This is a genomic window from Rathayibacter sp. VKM Ac-2929, assembly GCF_022815495.1.
Taxonomy (GTDB): domain Bacteria; phylum Actinomycetota; class Actinomycetes; order Actinomycetales; family Microbacteriaceae; genus Rathayibacter; species Rathayibacter festucae.
The window spans coordinates 778,274-795,263 of sequence record NZ_JALGRV010000002.1; the positions used below are offsets into that span (position 1 = coordinate 778,274).

Below are 16,990 nucleotides of genomic sequence, written 5' to 3' on the forward strand. Positions count from 1 at the left end.
GATACGCCCGCTGCGCGGCCTACTCGATCAGCATGAAAGGCGGGCGTTCCTCTGAGGTGGCGCCCTCCTGCTGGTCGAGTAGCCCCGGAGGGGCGTATCGAGACCCGCCGTCGTCAGCAGGGCGGGTGTGCAGACTCGTCTTCTGACGCTGGTGGATCTCGGTACGCCCGCTCCGCGGCCTACTCGATCAGCAGGGAGACGGAGTGGCGCTTCGCGCCACCTCTCCTGTCTCCGTCGACGGCTGACGACCGACGCTGGGCTCGCTCTGAGTGAACCCTCAGCGATCCCTGCGGAGGGAGGCATAGCGTTGCGCTGTGCGTGCGCATCCTGCCGCGCCGAGGAGGAGATCATGGGATTCCTGGACCGACTGCTGGGCCGCGAAGAGCGACCCGAGGAGCGCCGCGCCGCCGCCGGCTACCCGGCCCCTGCGGCCGCGGAGCGCCGCGCCGACGCCCCGTCCTACGGCACCCCGCCCGCGCAGTCCGCGCGCAGCAAGGACGAGATCGCGATCGAGCGCTACCGCTACCTCCTCCGCACCGCGCCGCCCGAGGCGATCGAGCAGGTGCACCGCGAGGCGTTCGAGCAGCTCACGCCCGAGCAGCGCCAGCAGGTCTTCCGCGAGCTCAGCGAGGGCGCGCCCGCGGGCGACGCCCCGCGCGCCGACGACGCGCAGTCGCTCGCCCAGTCCGCGACCCGCAGCGAGCTGCGCCAGCCCGGCTTCATGGAGCGGCGCTTCTCCGGCGGCGGCGGCGCCGGCGGCATGGGCTTCGGCGGCGTGCTCGCCTCATCGATGCTCGGCACCATCGCCGGCTTCGTGATCGGCTCGGCCATCGCCGACGCGTTCATCCCCGACGGGGTCGGCGAGTCGGTCCAGGCCGACGGCGGAGACGGCGGAGACGGCGGAGACGCGGGAGCGGACGGCGGCGACGCCGGTGCCGGCGACGCAGGAGGCGACTACGGCGGGGGAGACTACGGCGGAGGCGACTTCGGCGGCGGAGGCGACATCGGCGGAGGCGGCGACTTCGGGGGCGGCGACTTCGGCGGAGGCTTCGACTTCTGACCCCCGCGAGTCCTGAGGCCGGCGAAGGACCGCCCGGCCTCAGGACTCGTCGAGCAGCAGCGCCTTCACCTCGCGGCGCAGCACCTTCCCGATCATGCTCCGCGGCAGCTCGTCGACGACGACGATCCGCTTGGGCACCTTGTAGGGCGTGAGCGCCTCGCGCACGGTGCGGCGCGCCTCCTCCTGATCGAGGTGGGCACCCGGCTCGAGGACGACCGCGGCAGCGACCTGCTCGCCGCTGCGGGCGTCCGGCAGGCCGACGACGGCCACGTCGCGGACGGCGGGCAGTCGGCGCAGCACTTCCTCGACCTCCGACGGTGAGACGTTGAACCCGCCGGTGATGATCAGCTCCTTGATCCGATCGACGATGGTGACGAAGCCGTCCTCGTCGATCGTCGCGATGTCGCCGGTGCGGAACCAGCCCTCGGCGGTGAACACGGCCGCGGTCTCGTCGGGCTTGCGGTGGTAGCCGCGGAACACCTGCGGGCCGCGGACGACGAGCTCGCCCTGGCCGCCGGCCTCGACCTCGGTCTCCGGGTCCTCAGGATCGACGATCCGCACGTCCGTCCCCGGCAGCGGCAGCCCGACGGTCCCGGCCCGGCGCGCGGTGCTGACCGGGTTCGCCATCAGCACGGGCGAGGTCTCCGACAGCCCGTAGCCCTCGACGAGCGTGCCGCCGGTGAGCGCCTCGAACGACTCGACCAGGTCCGGGTCGAGCGGCATGGCGCCCGAGATCGCGATCTCGATGCCCTGCAGCGAGACGCCCTTCTCCTTCGCGCGGAGAGCGAGCCGCTCGGCGATCGGCGGGACCGCAGGCAGGAACGTCGCCGGGTGCTTGCGGACGACCTTGAGGACGAGGTCCGGATCGAACTTGGGGAACAGCACGAGCCGCGCACCCATGCTCATCGCGAAGGTGAGGCAGAGGGTCAGCCCGTAGGCGTGGAACATCGGCAGGACCGCGTAGACGACGCAGTCGCCGCGGCGCACCGTCGGCACCCACGCGCGGGACTGCGCGGCGTTGGCCGTGAGGTTGAGGTGCGTCAGCTCCGCGCCCTTCGGGGCGCCGGTCGTGCCGCTGGTGTACTGGATGACCGCGAGGTCCTCCGCCGTCGGCCGCGAGTGCGCCGGGTCGAGACGGCGGCGCAGCAGCGAGTCCCACTCGATCGCGCCGCGGACCTTCCCGGTCAGGGCGGCGCGCGACTCGCGGGCCTTGCGGATCGGCAGCCGGAGGGCCGCGCGCATCGGCGCGGGCATCGCCCGGGTCAGGTCGACGGAGACGATCGTCTCGACGCCGAGGTCCTCGGGGAGGTCCTGGACGAGCGGCACCACGCGGTCCCAGGCGATCGCGACCCGCGCGCCGTGGTCCTCGAACTGGTGCCGCAGCTCGCGCGGCGTGTAGAGCGGGTTGTGCTCGACGACGACCGCGCCGAGACGCAGGACCGCGTAGAAGGCGACCACGTGCTGCGGGCAGTTCGGCAGGATCAGAGCGACCGGGTCGCCGGACCGGACGCCGAGCCGGCGCAGGCCCTCCGCGGCCTTCTCCACGTCGTCCGCGAGCTGGGCATAGCTGGTCGAGCGGCCGAAGAACTCGAGCGCGACCTGGTGCGGATAGAGCCGCGCGGACTCGGTGACGATGTCGACGAGCGAGCCGGTCGGGAGCTCCAGCTCCTCCGGCACTCCCTCGGCGTAGCTGCGGATCCAGGGGCGGGGCGGGTGAGTGCTCACCCGCCCCACTCTAGGTGCAGGGCTCCCGGCGCCCGACGGGCCGGTGAGCGCTCAGGCGCCCTTCGCGACCGCGTCCTCGATGGCGACGTCGCCCGAGACGATCTCCCAGGTCTTTCCGATCGAGGACGGATCGGCGAGCACCGCGATCACGGTGGCGGCGACGTCCTCGCGCGGGATGCTGCCCCTCTCGACGCTCTCGCCGAGCTCGATCCGGCCGGTGCCCTCGTCGTTGGTCAGACCACCCGGGCGGAGGATCGTCCAGTCGAGGTCGGTGCCGCGCAGCGCCGTGTCGGCGTCGCGCTTGGCCTCGACGTAGGCGCGCCAGCCCTCCTCGGTGTCGTCGTCGAGCGGGGCGTCCACGCCGATCGCGCTGATCTGCACGAAGCGGCGGATGCCGGCGATCGCGGCCGCCTCCTGGCTGAGGACGGAGGCGCCCAGGTCGACGGTGCGCTTGCGCTCGGGACCCGAGTCGGGTCCGGCGCCGGCGGTGAAGACGAGGGCGTCCACGCCCTCCAGCCGCCCGGCGAAGTCCTCGGCGGTCGAGTGCTCGAGGTCGTGGACGAGCGGCTCGCCGCCGAGGCGGACGATGTCCTCCGAGTGGTCGGGGTTGCGGACGACTCCGACCGCTTCGTGTCCGGCGTCGTAGAGCAGATGGAGGATCTGCTGGCCGACCTTGCCGTGTGCTCCGATGACGGCGACGCGTGTCATGGGTGTCCCTTCCTCGTCGGGGCGCTGGGCCCCTGGTGCCGTCCGCGCGGTGGGCGCGGACCTCCCCATCCTGCCGTCGGCAGCCTGGGGTCGTTCTCAGGTGGTGCGGCTCGTGCGGCGCTGCTCAGGTGCCGCGGCTCACGCGGCGAGGCGGTCGTCGCGCCCGGTGACGGCCAGCAGCCGGCTCTGCAGCGGCGCGGAGGCGTCGATCGGCACGGGCGCCGCGAACAGCCCGCTCGCGCGCAGCGTCTCCTCCTGCGGGGCGAAGAGCTCCCAGACGGCGGCGACGAGGCCCTCCTCCATCGCCTCCTCGCTGCCGGTGGCTCGCGCGAGGTCCCAGGTGTGCACGGTGATGTCGGCGACCTGCTCCTGCAGCAGCTCCAGGGCGGTGACGGTGTCGCGGCCGAGGCGCATCTCCGCCTCGGGGTCGATCTCGCGGGACACCGCGCGCAGCAGGGTCGTGACCCGGGTCCACTCGCTCCGCAGATCGGCGGCGACGGGCTCGAGGCGGATCGGCGACTCGTCGCCGCCGGAGAGGAGCGTGTGCGCCCGCTGCTGCTCGCGGACGACGTGCAGAACGAGCGCGCGCGTGTCCCACTCGGTGTCGGGGGTCGGCGCCGTCCAGTCGACCACCGCGTCGAGGCGGATCTCGAACGCGGCGTGCGCGCGGGCCTGCAGGTCGAGCCAGAGGCTCAGGTCGGAGTCGGGGGAGGCGGGCTCGTGCTCGTGCGTCATGTCTTCTCCGATGGAGTGATCGTGGGTGCTCGGGTCAACCGCCTGAGCGGCGCCGCCATTCCCACCGGGGCGGGTCCGCGCGAGGGCGGCCCGGTGTCGGTGGTGCGTGCGACCATGATCCTCGGAAGCACTGCCGTCCGGGGAGCGGTGCGCCACTCGAGCAGGGCGGAACGTGAGCAAGCAGGACGGCAGCGGGCGGCAGGTCACCATCGAGCCCTTCGACGACCCGCGCGCGAGCATCCTGCACGTCGACATGGACGCGTTCTTCGCCTCCGTCGAGCTGCTCGAGCACCCGGATCTGCGCGGCAAGCCGGTCGTCGTCGGGCACATCGGCTCGCGCTCGGTGGTCACCGCCGCCACCTACGAGGCGCGCAAGTACGGCATCAACTCGGCCATGCCGATGGCCGTCGCCCTCCGCCGCTGCCCGCACGCGATCATCCTCGAGCCGCACATGGACCGCTACCGCGAGGCCTCGCGCCGGGTGATGGCCATCTTCGACTCCTTCACCCCGCTCGTCGAGCGGCTCAGCATCGACGAGGCGTTCCTCGACGTCGCCGGCGCGCGGCGGATCTCCGGTTCGCCCTGGGCCATCGGCACCGAGATCCGCCGGAGGGTGCACGACGAGCTCGGTCTCACCTGCTCCGTCGGCATCGCCAGCACCAAGTTCGTCGCCAAGCTCGCCTCCGGCCGCTCCAAGCCCGACGGCCTGCTCGTCGTGCCGTCCGACGGGGTGCAGGCCTTCCTCGATCCGCTGCCGGTGAGCGCGCTCTGGGGCGTCGGCGCCAGCACGGAGGAGGCGCTGGTGCGCCGGGGCCTGCGGACGGTCGCCGACGTGGCGACCACGCCGCTCGCCTCCCTCGTCTCGGCCCTCGGCGAGGCCACGGGGCGCCGCCTGCACGCGCTGTCCAACGGCGTCGATCCCCGCCCGGTCGACACCCGGCAGATCGAGAAGAGCGCCGGCCACGAGATCACCTTCGCGGACGACGTCGCCGACCCCGAGCTGGTCCGCCGCGAGCTGCTGCGCCTCTGCGACAAGGTCGCCGTGCGGATGCGCCGCTCCGGCGTGCGCTGCCGCACCGTCGCCGTCAAGGTCCGCTTCGGCGACTTCAGCACCCTGACCCGCTCGCGCACGCTGCCCGAGGCGACGGACGTGGCGCGCGTGCTCTACGACGCGTCGTCCGCGCTCCTCGAGGCGGCCAATCCGCTGCGCCGGCCCGTGCGCCTGATCGGCGTGCGCGGCGAGCAGCTCGTCGAGGGCGACGACGTCGCCTTCTCGCTCTGGAGCGACTCCGACGACTGGCGCGACGCCGAGCTCGCGGTCGACGGCGTCTCGGCGCGCTTCGGCACCGGTGCCGTCCGGCCGGCGTCGCTGCTCTCGCGCTCCGCTCCGGAGTCGGCGAAGGGCATCGACATCAGCGACACCCTCGCTACGCGGAACCGATCGTCAGACTGATCGGCCGGTGGTCCGAGCCGTTCGGCGGCAGGACTTCGAGGGTCGCGGCGGGCACTCCGTCCGCCAGAGCGTGATCGAGCGAGACCAGCGGCAGCAGAGCCGGCCAGGTCGCCGGGAAGCCGATGCCGGACGTGCGGACCAGCGCCGCCTGGTCGAGGACCGGCGCGAGCAGGTGGTCGTCCGTCGCGGTGTTGAAGTCGCCGACCACGAGCGTGCGGTCCGACGCGTCGTCCGCGAGCGTCGAGGCGAGGCCGCCCAGCATCGTGTCGCGCTCGGCGTGATCGCCGAGGCGGAACGAGGCGAGGTGCACCACGAAGAGCCGCGTCGCGCCGAGCGGGGTGTCGACGTCGACCGCGAGGGCGCGGTTCCAGTCCAGGCCGAGGTCGAGCGGCTCGCCGTTCGAGAGCTCCGTGCGGCTCCACAGCCCGACCGTGCCGACCACGTACGAGTGCGGGTACGTGTCCGAGAGCTCCGCGTCGACCGCCTCGCGATCCTCGCCGGCCAGCTCCTGGAAGGCGAGCACGTCCGGCTCCCTCGTCGCCAGCTCCGTCGCCAGCGCTCCGGCGTCGTCGCCGGTGCCGAGGTTCTGGCTGATCACGGTGAACGATCCGGAGCGGACCGCCGGTGCGGGGAGCGCCACCGGGAGCACGAGCACGCCGTAGACCATCACGAGCACGGTCACCGCTGCTCCGGCGCCGCGCGAGCGCAGAGCGACCGCGGCGGCCACGAGGACGAGCACCGCGAGTCCGGACCACGGGATCGCGGTCTCGACCACCGACAGCCAGCCGGCCGCGTCCCACAGCACGCGGTGGAAGGCGAGGAGCGCCGCCAGCAGCAGGCTCGCGACCGCGACGGTCGCGGCGCGACCTGGACGGCGGCGGCGCGGGCGGGACGGCATCCGACGATCATCGCAGCAGACCTCGGGGAGGAGGTGGGGGAGTCCTGTGCGCGCCGGTGCGCCGCTTGTCGCCCGTTCGGCCCGCGGAGTAGCGTCGGGCCATGCCCAACATCGCTGTCTCCCTGGCCGACAAAGTGACCTCCGCGGGTGCCGCGACGAGCTACGGAGACCCGATCGAGGTCGACGGCGTCTCGCTCGTCCCCGTCTCGCTCCGCTGGTTCGGCTTCGGCGGCGGCAGCGGCTCCGAGGACGGCCAGGAGGGCGGCGGAGGCGGCGGCGGCGGTGCCGTGGTGCCGATCGGCGCCTACATCAAGGACGACCTGGGACTGCGCTTCCAGCCGAACATCGTCTCGGTCCTCGCCGTCGGCGTCCCGCTGGTCTGGGTCTCCGGCAAGGCGCTCGCGCGGATCATCCGCGCGCTCAAGAAGTAGCGGCCCGGGCGCGGTCTCAGCGCTGGGGCCTTGCAGCGAACCAGGTCTTCTTCGTCCGGCCGAAGCCGACGATCAGCCGCTCGGCATCGTTCGGCCGGCGCGGGTCGTAGATGACCGCGACCGGCTCGCCCGCCATCCAGGCGTCGCCCCGGCGCTGCGGGGTCTTCACCAGGTGCCGCTCCTCGCCGTCGACGAGGCGGTAGGCGACGAGCAGTCGACCGAGATCGCGAGCCGCCGCATCGTCTCCGCGGGCCGGATCCTGCGCGACCACCCGACCGGACACCCGCGTGCCGTAGCTGAGCAGCTCGCGGCGGATCCGGAAGCGGCGCCGCCAGAGCAGCACCTGCAGGAGCACCACGAGGACCGCGGCGAGGACGAGCACCACCGACCACGACATGCTGTCTATGATTGCTGACGAACACGGGAGTCCGGTGCACCGGGCTGAGAGGAAGGCAGCAGCCTTCGACCGTCGAACCTGATCTGGGTCATGCCAGCGAAGGAACGTTTCGATCTCCTCTTCTTCGACCCGTGCCCCGTTTCGCTTCCACGAAAGGGCACGTCAGTGCAGAACACACCAGCGCAGAACAACGCAGCGCAGAACTCAGCAGCGCAGAACACCTCCGCGGAGAACTCAGCAGCGCAGACCACCTCCGGTCCAACGAAGGCCTCCTCAGCCGGCCGTCCCCGGGACCTCCGCTGGCGGGTCGTCGACATCGTCGTGGCCAGCGTCGTGGCCGTCGCCGCCGGCATCGTCTTCTGGGCGTGGGGTCTCGCGACCAACGTCCTCGGCGTGGCTTTCGAGTTCCTCCCCGGCCTGGGCGGCCTCCTCGGCGGCGGCTGGCTCTTCGCCGGCGTCCTCGGCGGCCTCATCATCCGCAAGCCGGGTGCGGCGCTCTACACCGAGCTGCTCGCCGCGGTCGTCTCGGCCCTGATCGGCACGCAGTGGGGCTTCCTCGTCCTGCTCTCCGGACTCGTCCAGGGTCTCGGCGCCGAGATCGTGCTCGCCCTCTTCCTCTACCGCAGCGGCCGTCCGCTCGTCGCGATGCTCGCCGGAGCGGGCGCGGGCCTCGCCCTCGCCGTCAACGACCTGCTGGTCTACTACCCCGCCGTCGACGACCTCTTCCGGACGGTCTACGTGGTCTCGTCTCTCGTCTCCGGCGCCGTGCTGGCCGGGCTCCTGCCCTGGTTCGCGGTGCGCGGCCTCGCCGCCTCCGGGGCGCTGGACCGCTTCGTCTCCGGCCGGGAGGGCCGCGTGGTCGAGGGGGCGGGCGCGGGCGCTCGATGAGCGGCGCGTCGATCCTGGCCCGCGGCTGGAGCTGGCGCCATGCGGGCCGGTCGACCGCGGCCGTGACCGGGCTCGACCTCGAGGTGCAGCCGGGCGAGCGCGTCCTGCTCCTCGGTCCGTCCGGCGCGGGCAAGAGCACGCTCCTGCACGCGCTGGCCGGGGTGCTCGGCGGCGAGGAGGACGGCGCCGACGAGGGCGAGCTGAGCATCGACGGTGCCTCTCCGGCGGAGCGCCGCGGAGTGGCCGGACTCGTCCTCCAGGACCCGGACACCCAGGCCGTGCTGGCCCGCGTCGGCGACGACGTCGGCTTCGCCTGCGAGAACCTCGGGGTGCCGCGCGCGGAGATCCCGGCGCGAGTCCGTCGCGCGCTCGACGACGTCGGTCTCGACGTCGCCCTCGACCGCTCGACGTCCGCGCTCTCGGGCGGGCAGAAGCAGCGGCTCGCTCTCGCCGGCGTCCTCGCGATGCAGCCCCGCCTCCTGCTGCTCGACGAGCCGACCGCGAACCTCGATCCGCGCGGGGTCGAGGAGGTGCGCTCCGCGGTCGAGCGGACCACGGCGCGCACCGGCGCCACCCTGATCGTCGTCGAGCACCGCGTCGACGTCTGGATCGACCTCGTCGACCGGATCGTCGTGCTAGGCGCCGACGGGACGGTCGTCGCCGACGGCGAGCCGCGTCCCGTGATCGAGCGCGCCCGCAGTGTCCTCGTGGCAGCGGGTGTCTGGCTCCCCGGCGAGCACCCGGAGCGGCGCGTCGAGTCGCCGGCGCCCGCATCGACCGCCCTCACCGCCGCCGCGCTCGATCTCGCCCGCCCCGTGTTCGGACGCCGCACGCCGCCCCTCATCGCGACGGGCCTCGACCTGACGATCGACGCCGGACGGGTGACCGCCGTCCTCGGCCCGAACGGCGCGGGCAAGTCCACGCTCGCCCTGACGCTCGCCGGTCTCCTCCCGCCGGCCGGGGGAGAGGTCGTGGCCTCGCCGGCGGTGCGCGACGGAGCGTCGCCGCACCCGCACCGCTGGAGCTCGCGGCAGCTCGCCGACCGGGTCGCGATGGTCTTCCAGGAGCCGGAGCACCAGTTCCTCACGGCGCGGGTCCGCCAGGAGCTGCACCTCGGCGCTCGCGACCAGGTGGAGCGGCGCCGCGCCGACGAGCTGCTCGAGCGCCTCGGTCTCGCGAACCTCGCCGAGGCGAACCCGTTCACCCTCTCCGGCGGCGAGAAGCGGCGGCTCACCGTCGCGTCGGCGCTGGTCCGGCGTCCCGCCGTCGTCGTGCTCGACGAGCCGACCTTCGGGCAGGACCGGCGGACCTGGGACGTGGTCGTCGACCTCCTGGCCGAGCTGCGCGGCGAGGGCCGTGCCGTCCTCGCGGTCACCCACGACGAGCACCTGGTGTCGGCCCTCGCCGATGCCGTGGTCCGCCTGGGCGAGCCCACGGTGGTGACCGGATGACGCTGCTCGACGCGGTGCCCGCCCGCGGACGCATCGCCGGTGCGAACCCGGTCGCGAAGCTCCTCGCGAGCCTCCTCATCGCCGTGGTCCTCGTCCTGACCGTCGACGTCGTCTCGGCGGCCACCGCTCTCGTCCTCGAGCTGCTCGTGCTGCCCTTCGTCGGTCTGCGTCCCGGCGACCTGGTGCGCCGCACCGCGCCGATCTGGATCGCGGCCCCGCTGGCCGGCGTGACGACCGTGCTCTACGGCCGCGACAGCGGCGCCGTGCTGGGGCAGTTCCTCTTCGTCTCCGTCACGGAGGGCTCCGTCGCCCTCGGCGCAGCGATCGCCCTGCGCGTGCTCGCCATCGGCCTGCCGAGCGTCGTGCTGATCGCGACGACCGATCCGACGGATCTCGCGGACGGGCTCGCGCAGATCCTCCGGCTCCCGGCGCGCTTCATCCTCGGCGGCCTCGCCGGGATGCGACTCGTCGGCCTGCTCACCGACGACTGGCGCACCCTCGCGATGGCGCGCCGGGCGCGGGGCGTGGCCGACGGGCGCGGACCTGTCGCCGCGGTGAAGAGCCTCGGTGCCCGCAGCTTCTCGCTGCTGGTGCTGGCGATCCGGCGCGGTAGCCGCCTCGCCACGGCGATGGAGGCGAAGGGCTTCGGCTCGGACATCCCGCGCACCTGGGCACGCGAGTCGCGCCTGGGCGCGTTCGACGTGCTGCTGGTGCTGGGCGGAGCGGCGATCGCGGCGGTCGCGGTCACCGCGGCCGTGCTGACCGGCGCCTGGAGCTTCGTGCTGAATGGCTGACCCGCGGCAGCTCACCGGGTCGACCGCGCGGACACTCGCCGTCGGCCTCGTCGCCCGCCGCGCGCGCACGGTGCTGCTCGACGGCCCGAGCGGCTCGGGGAAGTCGACGTTCGCGCTGGCGCTGCTGGCGGAGCTGCGGCGGTCCGCCCGTGCTCCCGCGGCCGCGCTCGTGCGGATGGACGACGTCTACCCCGGCTGGTCGGGGCTCGACCGCTCGGTCGCGATCGCGGCTGACCGGATCGTCCGGCCGCACGCGCTCGGGCTCGGCGCGCGCTGGCAGGCCTGGAACTGGGCCGCCGCCACGACCGCCGGCCCGCGCACCGCCGAGGCACCGCTCCTCCTGCTCGAGGGCTGCGGCGCCGCGGGGGAGCGGAGCCGGCGCTTCGCCGACCTCACCGTCTGGATCGAGGCAGACGAGGCGCAGCGGAAGCAGCGCGCGCTCGCCCGCGACGGCGCGCTCTTCGAACCGCACTGGGACTCCTGGGACGAGCAGTTCCGGCGCTACTGCGCGCGGGAGCGTCCCCGCGAGGGCGCCGATCTGGTGCTGGACTCGAGCGACCCGGAGGCCATCGCTCCAGGCTGAGGGGTCAGGCCCAGCCGAGCTCGTGCAGGCGGTCGTCGTCGATGCCGTAGAAGTGCGCGATCTCGTGCACGAGGGTGACGTGGATCTCGTCGCGCAGCTCGTCGAGGGTCTCGCAGGCGGCGAGGTGCGGCTCGCGGTAGAGGATGATCCGGTCGGGCATCTCGCCGAAGCCGTAGCGCTCGCGCTCGGTCAGGGCGACGCCGTCGTAGAGCCCGAGCAGGTCGAGCGAGCCGTCCTCGGGGCGGTCCTCGACGACGAAGACCACGTTCTCGAGCCCGTCGACCATGTCGTCCGGGAGGGCGTCGAGCTCGGCGACGACCAGCGTCTCGAACTCGGCCTCGTCGAGGGTGAGCATCGCCTGGCCTCTCGTCATCGATCGGGTAGGGGAGCGGTCGGATCTCCGGCGGCGGAAAGACGGAAGGCCCGGAGCCATCGACTCCGGGCCTTCCGAACTGGTTCTCATACAACTGGGGTGAGTAACGGGGCTCGAACCCGCGACCTCCTAGACCACAACCAGGCGCTCTGCCAACTGAGCTATACCCACCAGGACGGTGTTCCGCGGGGTGAACCCGCGAAGCAACTGTACGAGAGTACTACATCCGCGAGGCGAACTCGTCCACGACGGCGGCCGAGACGGCCTGCACCTCGGCGGAGGTGGGGCCCGGCTCGGGGACGAAGACGGCCCGGCGGTAGAAGCGGAGCTCGCGGATGCTCTCGAGGATGTCGGCGAGGGCGCGGTGGCCGCCGTGCTTGGCCGGGGCGTTGAAGTAGATGCGCGGGAACCAGCGGCGGGCCAGCTCCTTCACGGTCGAGACGTCGACGTTGCGGTAGTGCAGGTGCGCGTCGAGACGCGGCATGAACTTGACCAGGAACGCCCGGTCGGTGCCGATGGAGTTGCCGGCGAGCGGCGCCTGCTGCTCGGCGGGGACGTGCTTGAGCACGTACTCGAGCACCTCGTACTCGGCCTCGGCGACACTCACGCCGTCCGGGATCTCCTTCAGGAGGCCCGAGGTCTCGTGCATGTTCCGGACGAAGTCGCCCATGTTCTCCAGCGCCGACGCGTCGGGGCGGATGACGATCGACAGCCCCTCGTCGAGGGGTTCGAGATCGAAGTCGGTGACGATCACGGCGATCTCGACGAGCTCGTCGACGGCGAGGTCGAGTCCCGTCATCTCGCAGTCGATCCAGACAAGACGGTCGGGGGCGCTACTCATGCGCCGAAGTCTATCCGCGGCCACCGACACGGCCGGGGCGGCGGGGAGCGCCTCCTAGAATCGATCTCCGTGATGATCCTCGTCTGCGTGCTGCTGATCGCCAACGCCGTCTGGAACGCCGTCGTCTGGCCGCCGTTCCTCCGCCGGGTGCGGAAGGACCCGCGCGCCCGCGACGCCTCGGGCCGCGCAACGACCTTCCTCCGCGTGCACTCGATCCTGATCGGCGTCTCGCTGCTGCTCGCGGCGGTGTCTCTGGTCGTCGGCGTGCTGGGTCTCGTGCAGGGCGCCTGACCCGGCCCCGCTGCCGGCGCCGTGGCGACGCCGCCTCGTGAAGGCGCCGTAGTAGCCTGGCGAGACGCCCCCGTAGCTCAGCGGATAGAGCAGCAGCCTTCTAATCTGACGGTCGCAGGTTCGAGTCCTGCCGGGGGCACTTCCGCGTCACGACGACCGCGGCGATCGCTCCGCCCGCCCGTCGGATCCTCTCCGTCGAGCCCCGTCCGCTCCTGCCACCCGGACGCGGGTCGGCAGGTCCCCCGGACGCGGGCTCGCGGTCCGGGCGGCGCTAGCACAGTGCAGATATCTGAGCAATACCGGCGTGTTTCGCCGCATCGGCCGTTCCGCCCCTCCACCCGCCCCTAGGCTGATCGAGCACCGGAATTACAACGACGTAAGAAACGGAGGTACGACCATGTTGCTCCTCGCCATCCTCGGCGGAATCGCCGTCGCGTGGACGATCATCGCGGCGCCCCTCGCTGTGCTGGTCGGTCGAGTCGCTCGTGCTCGAGATGCGCACGTCTGAGGCGTACGAACTGCACCACGGAGAAGGCCCCGATCGCACTCGCGATCGGGGCCTTCTCTTCTTTCCTGGGACGGCTACTCGGCCGGACGGGTGGTCGCGGCGCTCTGATCGCGCTCGGCCGAGGGCTCGTCCTGCTCCTCCGCGGAGTCCGCCTCCGTGCTCGTGGCGCGCTGTTCGACGGGCGGCAGCTCCTCGACGGGCCGCTCGCGCGACGGGACGTCGAGGCGGTCGACGTCGGCCATGAGTCGGCGCGTTTCGTCGTTGTGCGGTCCGTCGGAGACGGGCGGCAGGACGATGGTCGGCGTCGACGGCCGCTCGAAGGCGGTCGTCGGCTCGCTCGAACCGGCGCCGACGACCACCGGGGTCGCCGCGGCGGGGGCTGTCGGACGGACGGGCTCCGGAGCGCGGTCGGCCGAGCCCTCCGTCGAGCCCGACGTCGACCCGGTGGTCTTCGCGGCCTCGGGGCGCGAGGTCTCCGAGAAGCGCCAGCGCTCGAGGTCAGCGAGGAACGCCTTCCGGGCGCGGTTCGGCTTGTCGCGCCAGAGCACGAGGCGGTCGCGGAACTCGCCGACGCTCGCCTGCGTCTGGTATCCGCCGGTCGACGAGGTGTGCTTGAGGTCGGCGAGCTCGTGCGCGGCCCAGTTGGCGGCGACTCCCGAGCCCTTGACGGGGAGCAGGCGGAGGTGCGTCTCGGCCTGCGCGGCGGCGCGGTCGCTCAGGATGCGCTCGGACTGGCTGAGCACGTTCCAGGCGGAGGCGTCGACCGCGGCATCGATCAGCGTCGCGATGACCGCGTTCTTGCGCTCGTGCTCCTGCTGCCGGATGAGGCGCCCGATCGCCGAGCGGAGGACGAGCGCGGCCACGATCACCCCGATGATCACGGCGAGGAGGACGAGTGCGCCGACGAACACCGACTGGCGCCCTTCGGCCGTCTGGACCCAGGTCACGAATTCGTTCCACCACTGCATGAGCCGAACGTTAGCCCGGGGCCCGGCGGCACACCGGTCAGGCGCGCCGACCCCCGGGGGATCGGCGCGCCGAGCCGGGGCTCAGGCGACCCGGAAGACCTCGACGGCGTCCTCGACGCTCCAGAACTCGCCGATCTCGGCGCCGGCCGGCATGCCCGCGCGCAGCAGCCGGGCGCGGTACTTCTCGCCCTGCGGGCCCTCGACGAGCTCGACGTGGCCGACGATCGAGCCGGCTCCGGTGCTCACGCGCCAGAGGCGGGCGTTCACGCGGGTGAGGGTGGGCGGGACGCGGGTGGCGTGAAGGGTGGTGAGGGACACTGCTTCCTCCTGCTGGTCGTCGAATGCGGGAGCACCCTCCGGCCGAGTGCTCTCGCAGACTACGAGCGACCACCGACATCGCCGCCGGCCCGCGGCGGCCGGTTCGGAGACGTCGGCCGGGAGCGTCAGTTCAGCGACGTCCCGTGCACCGCGAACTCCTCGATCGCGGCGGTCTCCGACTCGGTCAGCGGTCCGGCCTCGAGGGCCGCGACGTTCTGCTCCAGCTGGGCGACGCTCGAGGCGCCGATGATGGCGCTGGTGACCGTCGGCACGCGCAGGACCCAGCTCAGGGCGAGCTGCGCGAGGGTCTGGCCGCGGCCCTCGGCGATCGCGTTCAGACCGCGGGCGCGCTCGAGGTACTTCTCATCGATCCGATCGGAGGAGAGGAAGCGCGAGGTCGCCGCGCGGGAGCCCGCGGGCACCGTGCCGTCGAGGTAGCGGTCGGTCAGCAGGCCCTGCGCGAGCGGCGAGAAGACGATGCAGCCCGTGCCGATCTCGTCGAGGACCGGGAAGAGGCCGTCCTCGATGTGGCGGTCGAAGAGGGAGTAGCGCGGCTGGTGCAGCAGCAGGTGCACGCCGCTGCCGGCCAGGGCGGCCTCGGCGGCGCGGGTCTGCTCCGGGCTGTAGTTCGAGATGCCGACGTAGAGCGCCTTGCCCTGCTCGACGGCCGAGACCAGCGCGCCCATCGTCTCCTCGATCGGCGTCTCGGCGTCGGGGCGGTGCGAGTAGAAGACGTCGACGTAGTCGAGTCCGAGCCGGGTCAGGCTCTGATCGAGCGAGGAGAGCAGGTACTTCCGCGAGCCGCCGTCGCCGTAGGGACCCGGCCACATGTCGTAGCCGGCCTTGGAGGAGATGATCATCTCGTCGCGGTAGGGGCGGAAGTCCTCGGCGAACAGGCGGCCGAACGCGGTCTCGGCGGCGCCGTACGGCGGGCCGTAGTTGTTCGCGAGGTCGAAGTGGGTGATCCCCAGGTCGAACGCGCGGCGCAGGATCGCGCGCTGGATGTCGAGGGGACGGTCGGATCCGAAGTTGTGCCAGAGGCCGAGCGAGAGGGCGGGCAGCTTCAGCCCGCTCCGTCCTGCGCGTCGGTAGTCCATGGCGTCGTAGCGGGCGGGGGCGGCGTCGTAGCTCACGCGCCGACTCTATTCCAGCGCCCGAGCCGTGCGGAATGCGCACAGCCCCGGAGGTGTTGGATCGAGAGACGTGCCCGGCGCCCCGGACGCGTCGATGAGACAGGAAGTGAGTCACACGCAATGCGCACATTCGTACTCGCCGGAGGATGCTTCTGGTGTCTGGACGCCGTCTACCGCGTCCTCGACGGCGTGACCGACGTCGTCTCCGGGTACACCGGCGGATCGACCCCGAACCCCGACTACGAGTCCGTCTGCACGGGCCGCACCGGGCACGCGGAGGCTGTCGCCGTCACCTTCGACCCCGAGGTGATTCCGGAGCAGGTGATCCTCGACGTGTTCTTCACGCTGCACGACCCGCGGCAGCTCAACCGCCAGGGCAACGACGTCGGCACCCAGTACCGCTCGGCGATGTACTACTCCTCCGACGAGGAGAAGGAGCTGTTCGAGGCCGCCCGCGACCGCGCGTCCGAGTGGTGGGACGGCCCCATCGTCACCGAGATCGCGCCGCTGGGTGTGTACCACGAGGCCGAGGACTACCACCAGGACTTCTTCGCCAAGAACCCCGGCCAGGGCTACTGCCTCGCGGTGGCGCTGCCGAAGGTGAACAAGATCCGCAAGTCGTACTCGAAGTACATCCTCGCCTCCTAGCTCTCCTCCCCAGGCGACGATGTCGCCCGGTCTCCACCGAAGGGCCCGCCTCCACCACGGAGGCGGGCCCTTCGTCGCGACACTGTCCCTGCGTCGCCCGGGTGGTTCCGGCCCCCTCCGCCCGGGCGGCGTCCCCGTCGCAGTCGCGTCGGGAGCAGAGGAGCGCCGCCCGTGGCGGCGACCGAGGAGAGGACAGCAGCATGACCGACACCCTGACCGTCATCGGAGTCATCGGCACCGAGCCGCGCAGCGTCGACACGGCGAGCGGCACCGCGATGACGACCTTCCGCCTGGCGTCCGCCCAGCGGCGCTACGACCGCTCCACCCAGCGCTGGGTGGACGGCTCGACCAACTGGTACACCGTGAACGCCTTCAACGGGCTGGCCGGCAACGCCCTGGCCTCGCTCGCGCGCGGCGACCGCGTCCTCGTCACCGGGCGCCTCTCCGTCCGCTCCTGGGAGTCCGGCGGCAAGACGGGGACGGACGTCAGCGTGATCGCCGAGGGCCTCGGCCACGACCTGGCCTGGGGCACGACCCGCTGCACCCGGACGGTCGGGCGGGCGAAGGCGGCAGCGCCCGAGTCGGCCGCGCCGGAGGCGGCCACGAGCGGCGCGAGCGGCTGGAGCCCGGAGGCGCCGGCCGCCGTCGAGGGCGCGACCTCCGCGTCCTCCGGCGGCGACTGGGGCGCAGCGCGCGCCTCCGTGTCGGAGCCGTCCGAGGCCTCGTTAGACTCGGCCGACGCCCCGTTCTGACGCGGCGTTCGGCGCGCGTCCGGCCGCCGCGGGAG

The 16,990-nt window shown here is 72.8% G+C and carries 20 protein-coding genes, 2 tRNA genes and 1 riboswitch; of the genes, 11 read left to right on the forward strand and 11 right to left on the reverse strand.

Annotated features, from left to right (window positions below):
• Positions 1-349 precede the first annotated feature (349 nt).
• Positions 350-1,060, forward strand: a complete 711-nt coding sequence (locus MT355_RS08175) for a hypothetical protein (RefSeq protein WP_243599139.1) — start codon at positions 350-352, stop codon at positions 1,058-1,060.
• 39 nt (positions 1,061-1,099) lie between these two features.
• Here the strand turns inward: MT355_RS08175 and MT355_RS08180 are convergent, their stop codons facing one another.
• The 3 genes from MT355_RS08180 to MT355_RS08190 form a co-directional block, all read right to left on the reverse strand.
• Entirely contained in the window at positions 1,100-2,785 is a 1,686-nt protein-coding gene (locus MT355_RS08180; RefSeq protein ID WP_243599140.1) for a long-chain-fatty-acid--CoA ligase, read from the reverse strand.
• Between the two features lie 51 nt (positions 2,786-2,836).
• On the reverse strand, positions 2,837-3,493 hold the full coding sequence (locus tag MT355_RS08185) for an SDR family oxidoreductase (protein ID WP_123732238.1): 657 nt from the start codon (positions 3,491-3,493) through the stop codon (positions 2,837-2,839).
• 138 nt (positions 3,494-3,631) lie between these two features.
• A complete protein-coding gene (locus MT355_RS08190; RefSeq protein ID WP_243599141.1) occupies positions 3,632-4,228 on the reverse strand; it encodes a TIGR03086 family metal-binding protein in 597 nt (198 codons plus the stop codon).
• Between the two features lie 172 nt (positions 4,229-4,400).
• On the opposite strand from MT355_RS08190, the gene dinB reads away from it, so the two are divergent.
• The gene (gene dinB, locus MT355_RS08195) at positions 4,401-5,681 is read left to right on the forward strand and encodes a DNA polymerase IV (protein WP_243599142.1); all 1,281 of its coding nucleotides are present in this window, start codon (positions 4,401-4,403) and stop codon (positions 5,679-5,681) included.
• Here the strand turns inward: dinB and MT355_RS08200 are convergent.
• Positions 5,656-6,579, reverse strand: coding sequence for an endonuclease/exonuclease/phosphatase family protein (locus MT355_RS08200; protein WP_243599143.1), 924 nt, complete (start codon positions 6,577-6,579; stop codon positions 5,656-5,658). The genes dinB and MT355_RS08200 overlap by 26 nt on opposite strands.
• 101 nt (positions 6,580-6,680) lie before the next feature.
• Here MT355_RS08200 and MT355_RS08205 point away from each other — a divergent pair, with 101 nt between their 5' ends.
• A complete protein-coding gene (locus MT355_RS08205) occupies positions 6,681-7,010 on the forward strand; it encodes a hypothetical protein (RefSeq protein WP_123445768.1) in 330 nt (109 codons plus the stop codon).
• Positions 7,011-7,026: 16 nt separating this feature from the next.
• Here MT355_RS08205 and MT355_RS08210 read toward each other — a convergent pair whose 3' ends face one another.
• A complete protein-coding gene (locus MT355_RS08210) occupies positions 7,027-7,407 on the reverse strand; it encodes a DUF3592 domain-containing protein (RefSeq protein WP_243599144.1) in 381 nt (126 codons plus the stop codon).
• A gap of 14 nt (positions 7,408-7,421) precedes the next feature.
• Positions 7,422-7,529: riboswitch (TPP riboswitch) on the forward strand.
• 43 nt (positions 7,530-7,572) lie between these two features.
• Here MT355_RS08210 and MT355_RS08215 point away from each other — a divergent pair.
• From MT355_RS08215 to MT355_RS08230, 4 genes are read left to right on the forward strand one after another with little or no spacing between them, the layout of a single operon-like run.
• A complete protein-coding gene (locus tag MT355_RS08215) occupies positions 7,573-8,295 on the forward strand; it encodes an ECF transporter S component (RefSeq protein WP_243599145.1) in 723 nt (240 codons plus the stop codon).
• The gene (locus tag MT355_RS08220) at positions 8,292-9,746 is read left to right on the forward strand and encodes an ABC transporter ATP-binding protein (protein WP_243599146.1); all 1,455 of its coding nucleotides are present in this window, start codon (positions 8,292-8,294) and stop codon (positions 9,744-9,746) included. Before MT355_RS08215 ends, MT355_RS08220 begins: the two co-directional genes overlap by 4 nt.
• Positions 9,743-10,540, forward strand: a complete 798-nt coding sequence (locus tag MT355_RS08225) for an energy-coupling factor transporter transmembrane protein EcfT (RefSeq protein ID WP_243599147.1) — start codon at positions 9,743-9,745, stop codon at positions 10,538-10,540. Before MT355_RS08220 ends, MT355_RS08225 begins: the two co-directional genes overlap by 4 nt.
• Complete coding sequence (locus MT355_RS08230) at positions 10,533-11,123, forward strand: ATP-binding protein (RefSeq protein ID WP_243599148.1); 591 nt, start codon at positions 10,533-10,535, stop codon at positions 11,121-11,123. The genes MT355_RS08225 and MT355_RS08230 overlap by 8 nt, the downstream gene beginning before the upstream one ends.
• 4 nt (positions 11,124-11,127) lie before the next feature.
• Here the strand turns inward: MT355_RS08230 and MT355_RS08235 are convergent, their stop codons facing one another.
• The 3 genes from MT355_RS08235 to orn form a co-directional block, all read right to left on the reverse strand.
• Positions 11,128-11,478, reverse strand: a complete 351-nt coding sequence (locus tag MT355_RS08235; protein WP_123445773.1) for a metallopeptidase family protein — start codon at positions 11,476-11,478, stop codon at positions 11,128-11,130.
• A gap of 113 nt (positions 11,479-11,591) precedes the next feature.
• Positions 11,592-11,667 (reverse strand) — tRNA-His (locus MT355_RS08240).
• 49 nt (positions 11,668-11,716) lie between these two features.
• Positions 11,717-12,337, reverse strand: coding sequence for an oligoribonuclease (gene orn / locus MT355_RS08245; protein WP_123445774.1), 621 nt, complete (start codon positions 12,335-12,337; stop codon positions 11,717-11,719).
• A 72-nt stretch (positions 12,338-12,409) separates the two neighbouring features.
• Here orn and MT355_RS08250 point away from each other — a divergent pair, with 72 nt between their 5' ends.
• Both MT355_RS08250 and MT355_RS08255 read left to right on the forward strand, forming a co-directional pair.
• Positions 12,410-12,628 (forward strand): SCO4848 family membrane protein, encoded by a 219-nt coding sequence (locus MT355_RS08250; RefSeq protein ID WP_243599297.1) that lies wholly within the window; start codon positions 12,410-12,412, stop codon positions 12,626-12,628.
• Between the two features lie 66 nt (positions 12,629-12,694).
• Positions 12,695-12,767: transfer RNA gene (locus MT355_RS08255), tRNA-Arg, on the forward strand.
• A gap of 443 nt (positions 12,768-13,210) precedes the next feature.
• Here the strand turns inward: MT355_RS08255 and MT355_RS08260 are convergent.
• From MT355_RS08260 to MT355_RS08270, 3 genes are all read right to left on the reverse strand, one after another.
• A complete protein-coding gene (locus MT355_RS08260) occupies positions 13,211-14,083 on the reverse strand; it encodes a hypothetical protein (RefSeq protein WP_243599149.1) in 873 nt (290 codons plus the stop codon).
• 102 nt (positions 14,084-14,185) lie between these two features.
• Positions 14,186-14,422 carry a hypothetical protein gene (locus tag MT355_RS08265; RefSeq protein WP_123445777.1) on the reverse strand — a complete coding sequence of 79 codons (237 nt, stop codon included), beginning with the start codon at positions 14,420-14,422 and terminating at the stop codon, positions 14,186-14,188.
• A 125-nt stretch (positions 14,423-14,547) separates the two neighbouring features.
• On the reverse strand, positions 14,548-15,555 hold the full coding sequence (locus MT355_RS08270) for an aldo/keto reductase (RefSeq protein WP_243599150.1): 1,008 nt from the start codon (positions 15,553-15,555) through the stop codon (positions 14,548-14,550).
• Between the two features lie 120 nt (positions 15,556-15,675).
• Between MT355_RS08270 and msrA the strand changes: the two genes are divergently transcribed.
• Both msrA and MT355_RS08280 read left to right on the forward strand, forming a co-directional pair.
• Complete coding sequence (gene msrA, locus MT355_RS08275) at positions 15,676-16,203, forward strand: peptide-methionine (S)-S-oxide reductase MsrA (RefSeq protein ID WP_243599151.1); 528 nt, start codon at positions 15,676-15,678, stop codon at positions 16,201-16,203.
• A 200-nt stretch (positions 16,204-16,403) separates the two neighbouring features.
• Complete coding sequence (locus tag MT355_RS08280) at positions 16,404-16,955, forward strand: single-stranded DNA-binding protein (RefSeq protein WP_243599152.1); 552 nt, start codon at positions 16,404-16,406, stop codon at positions 16,953-16,955.
• Positions 16,956-16,990: the final 35 nt, after the last annotated feature.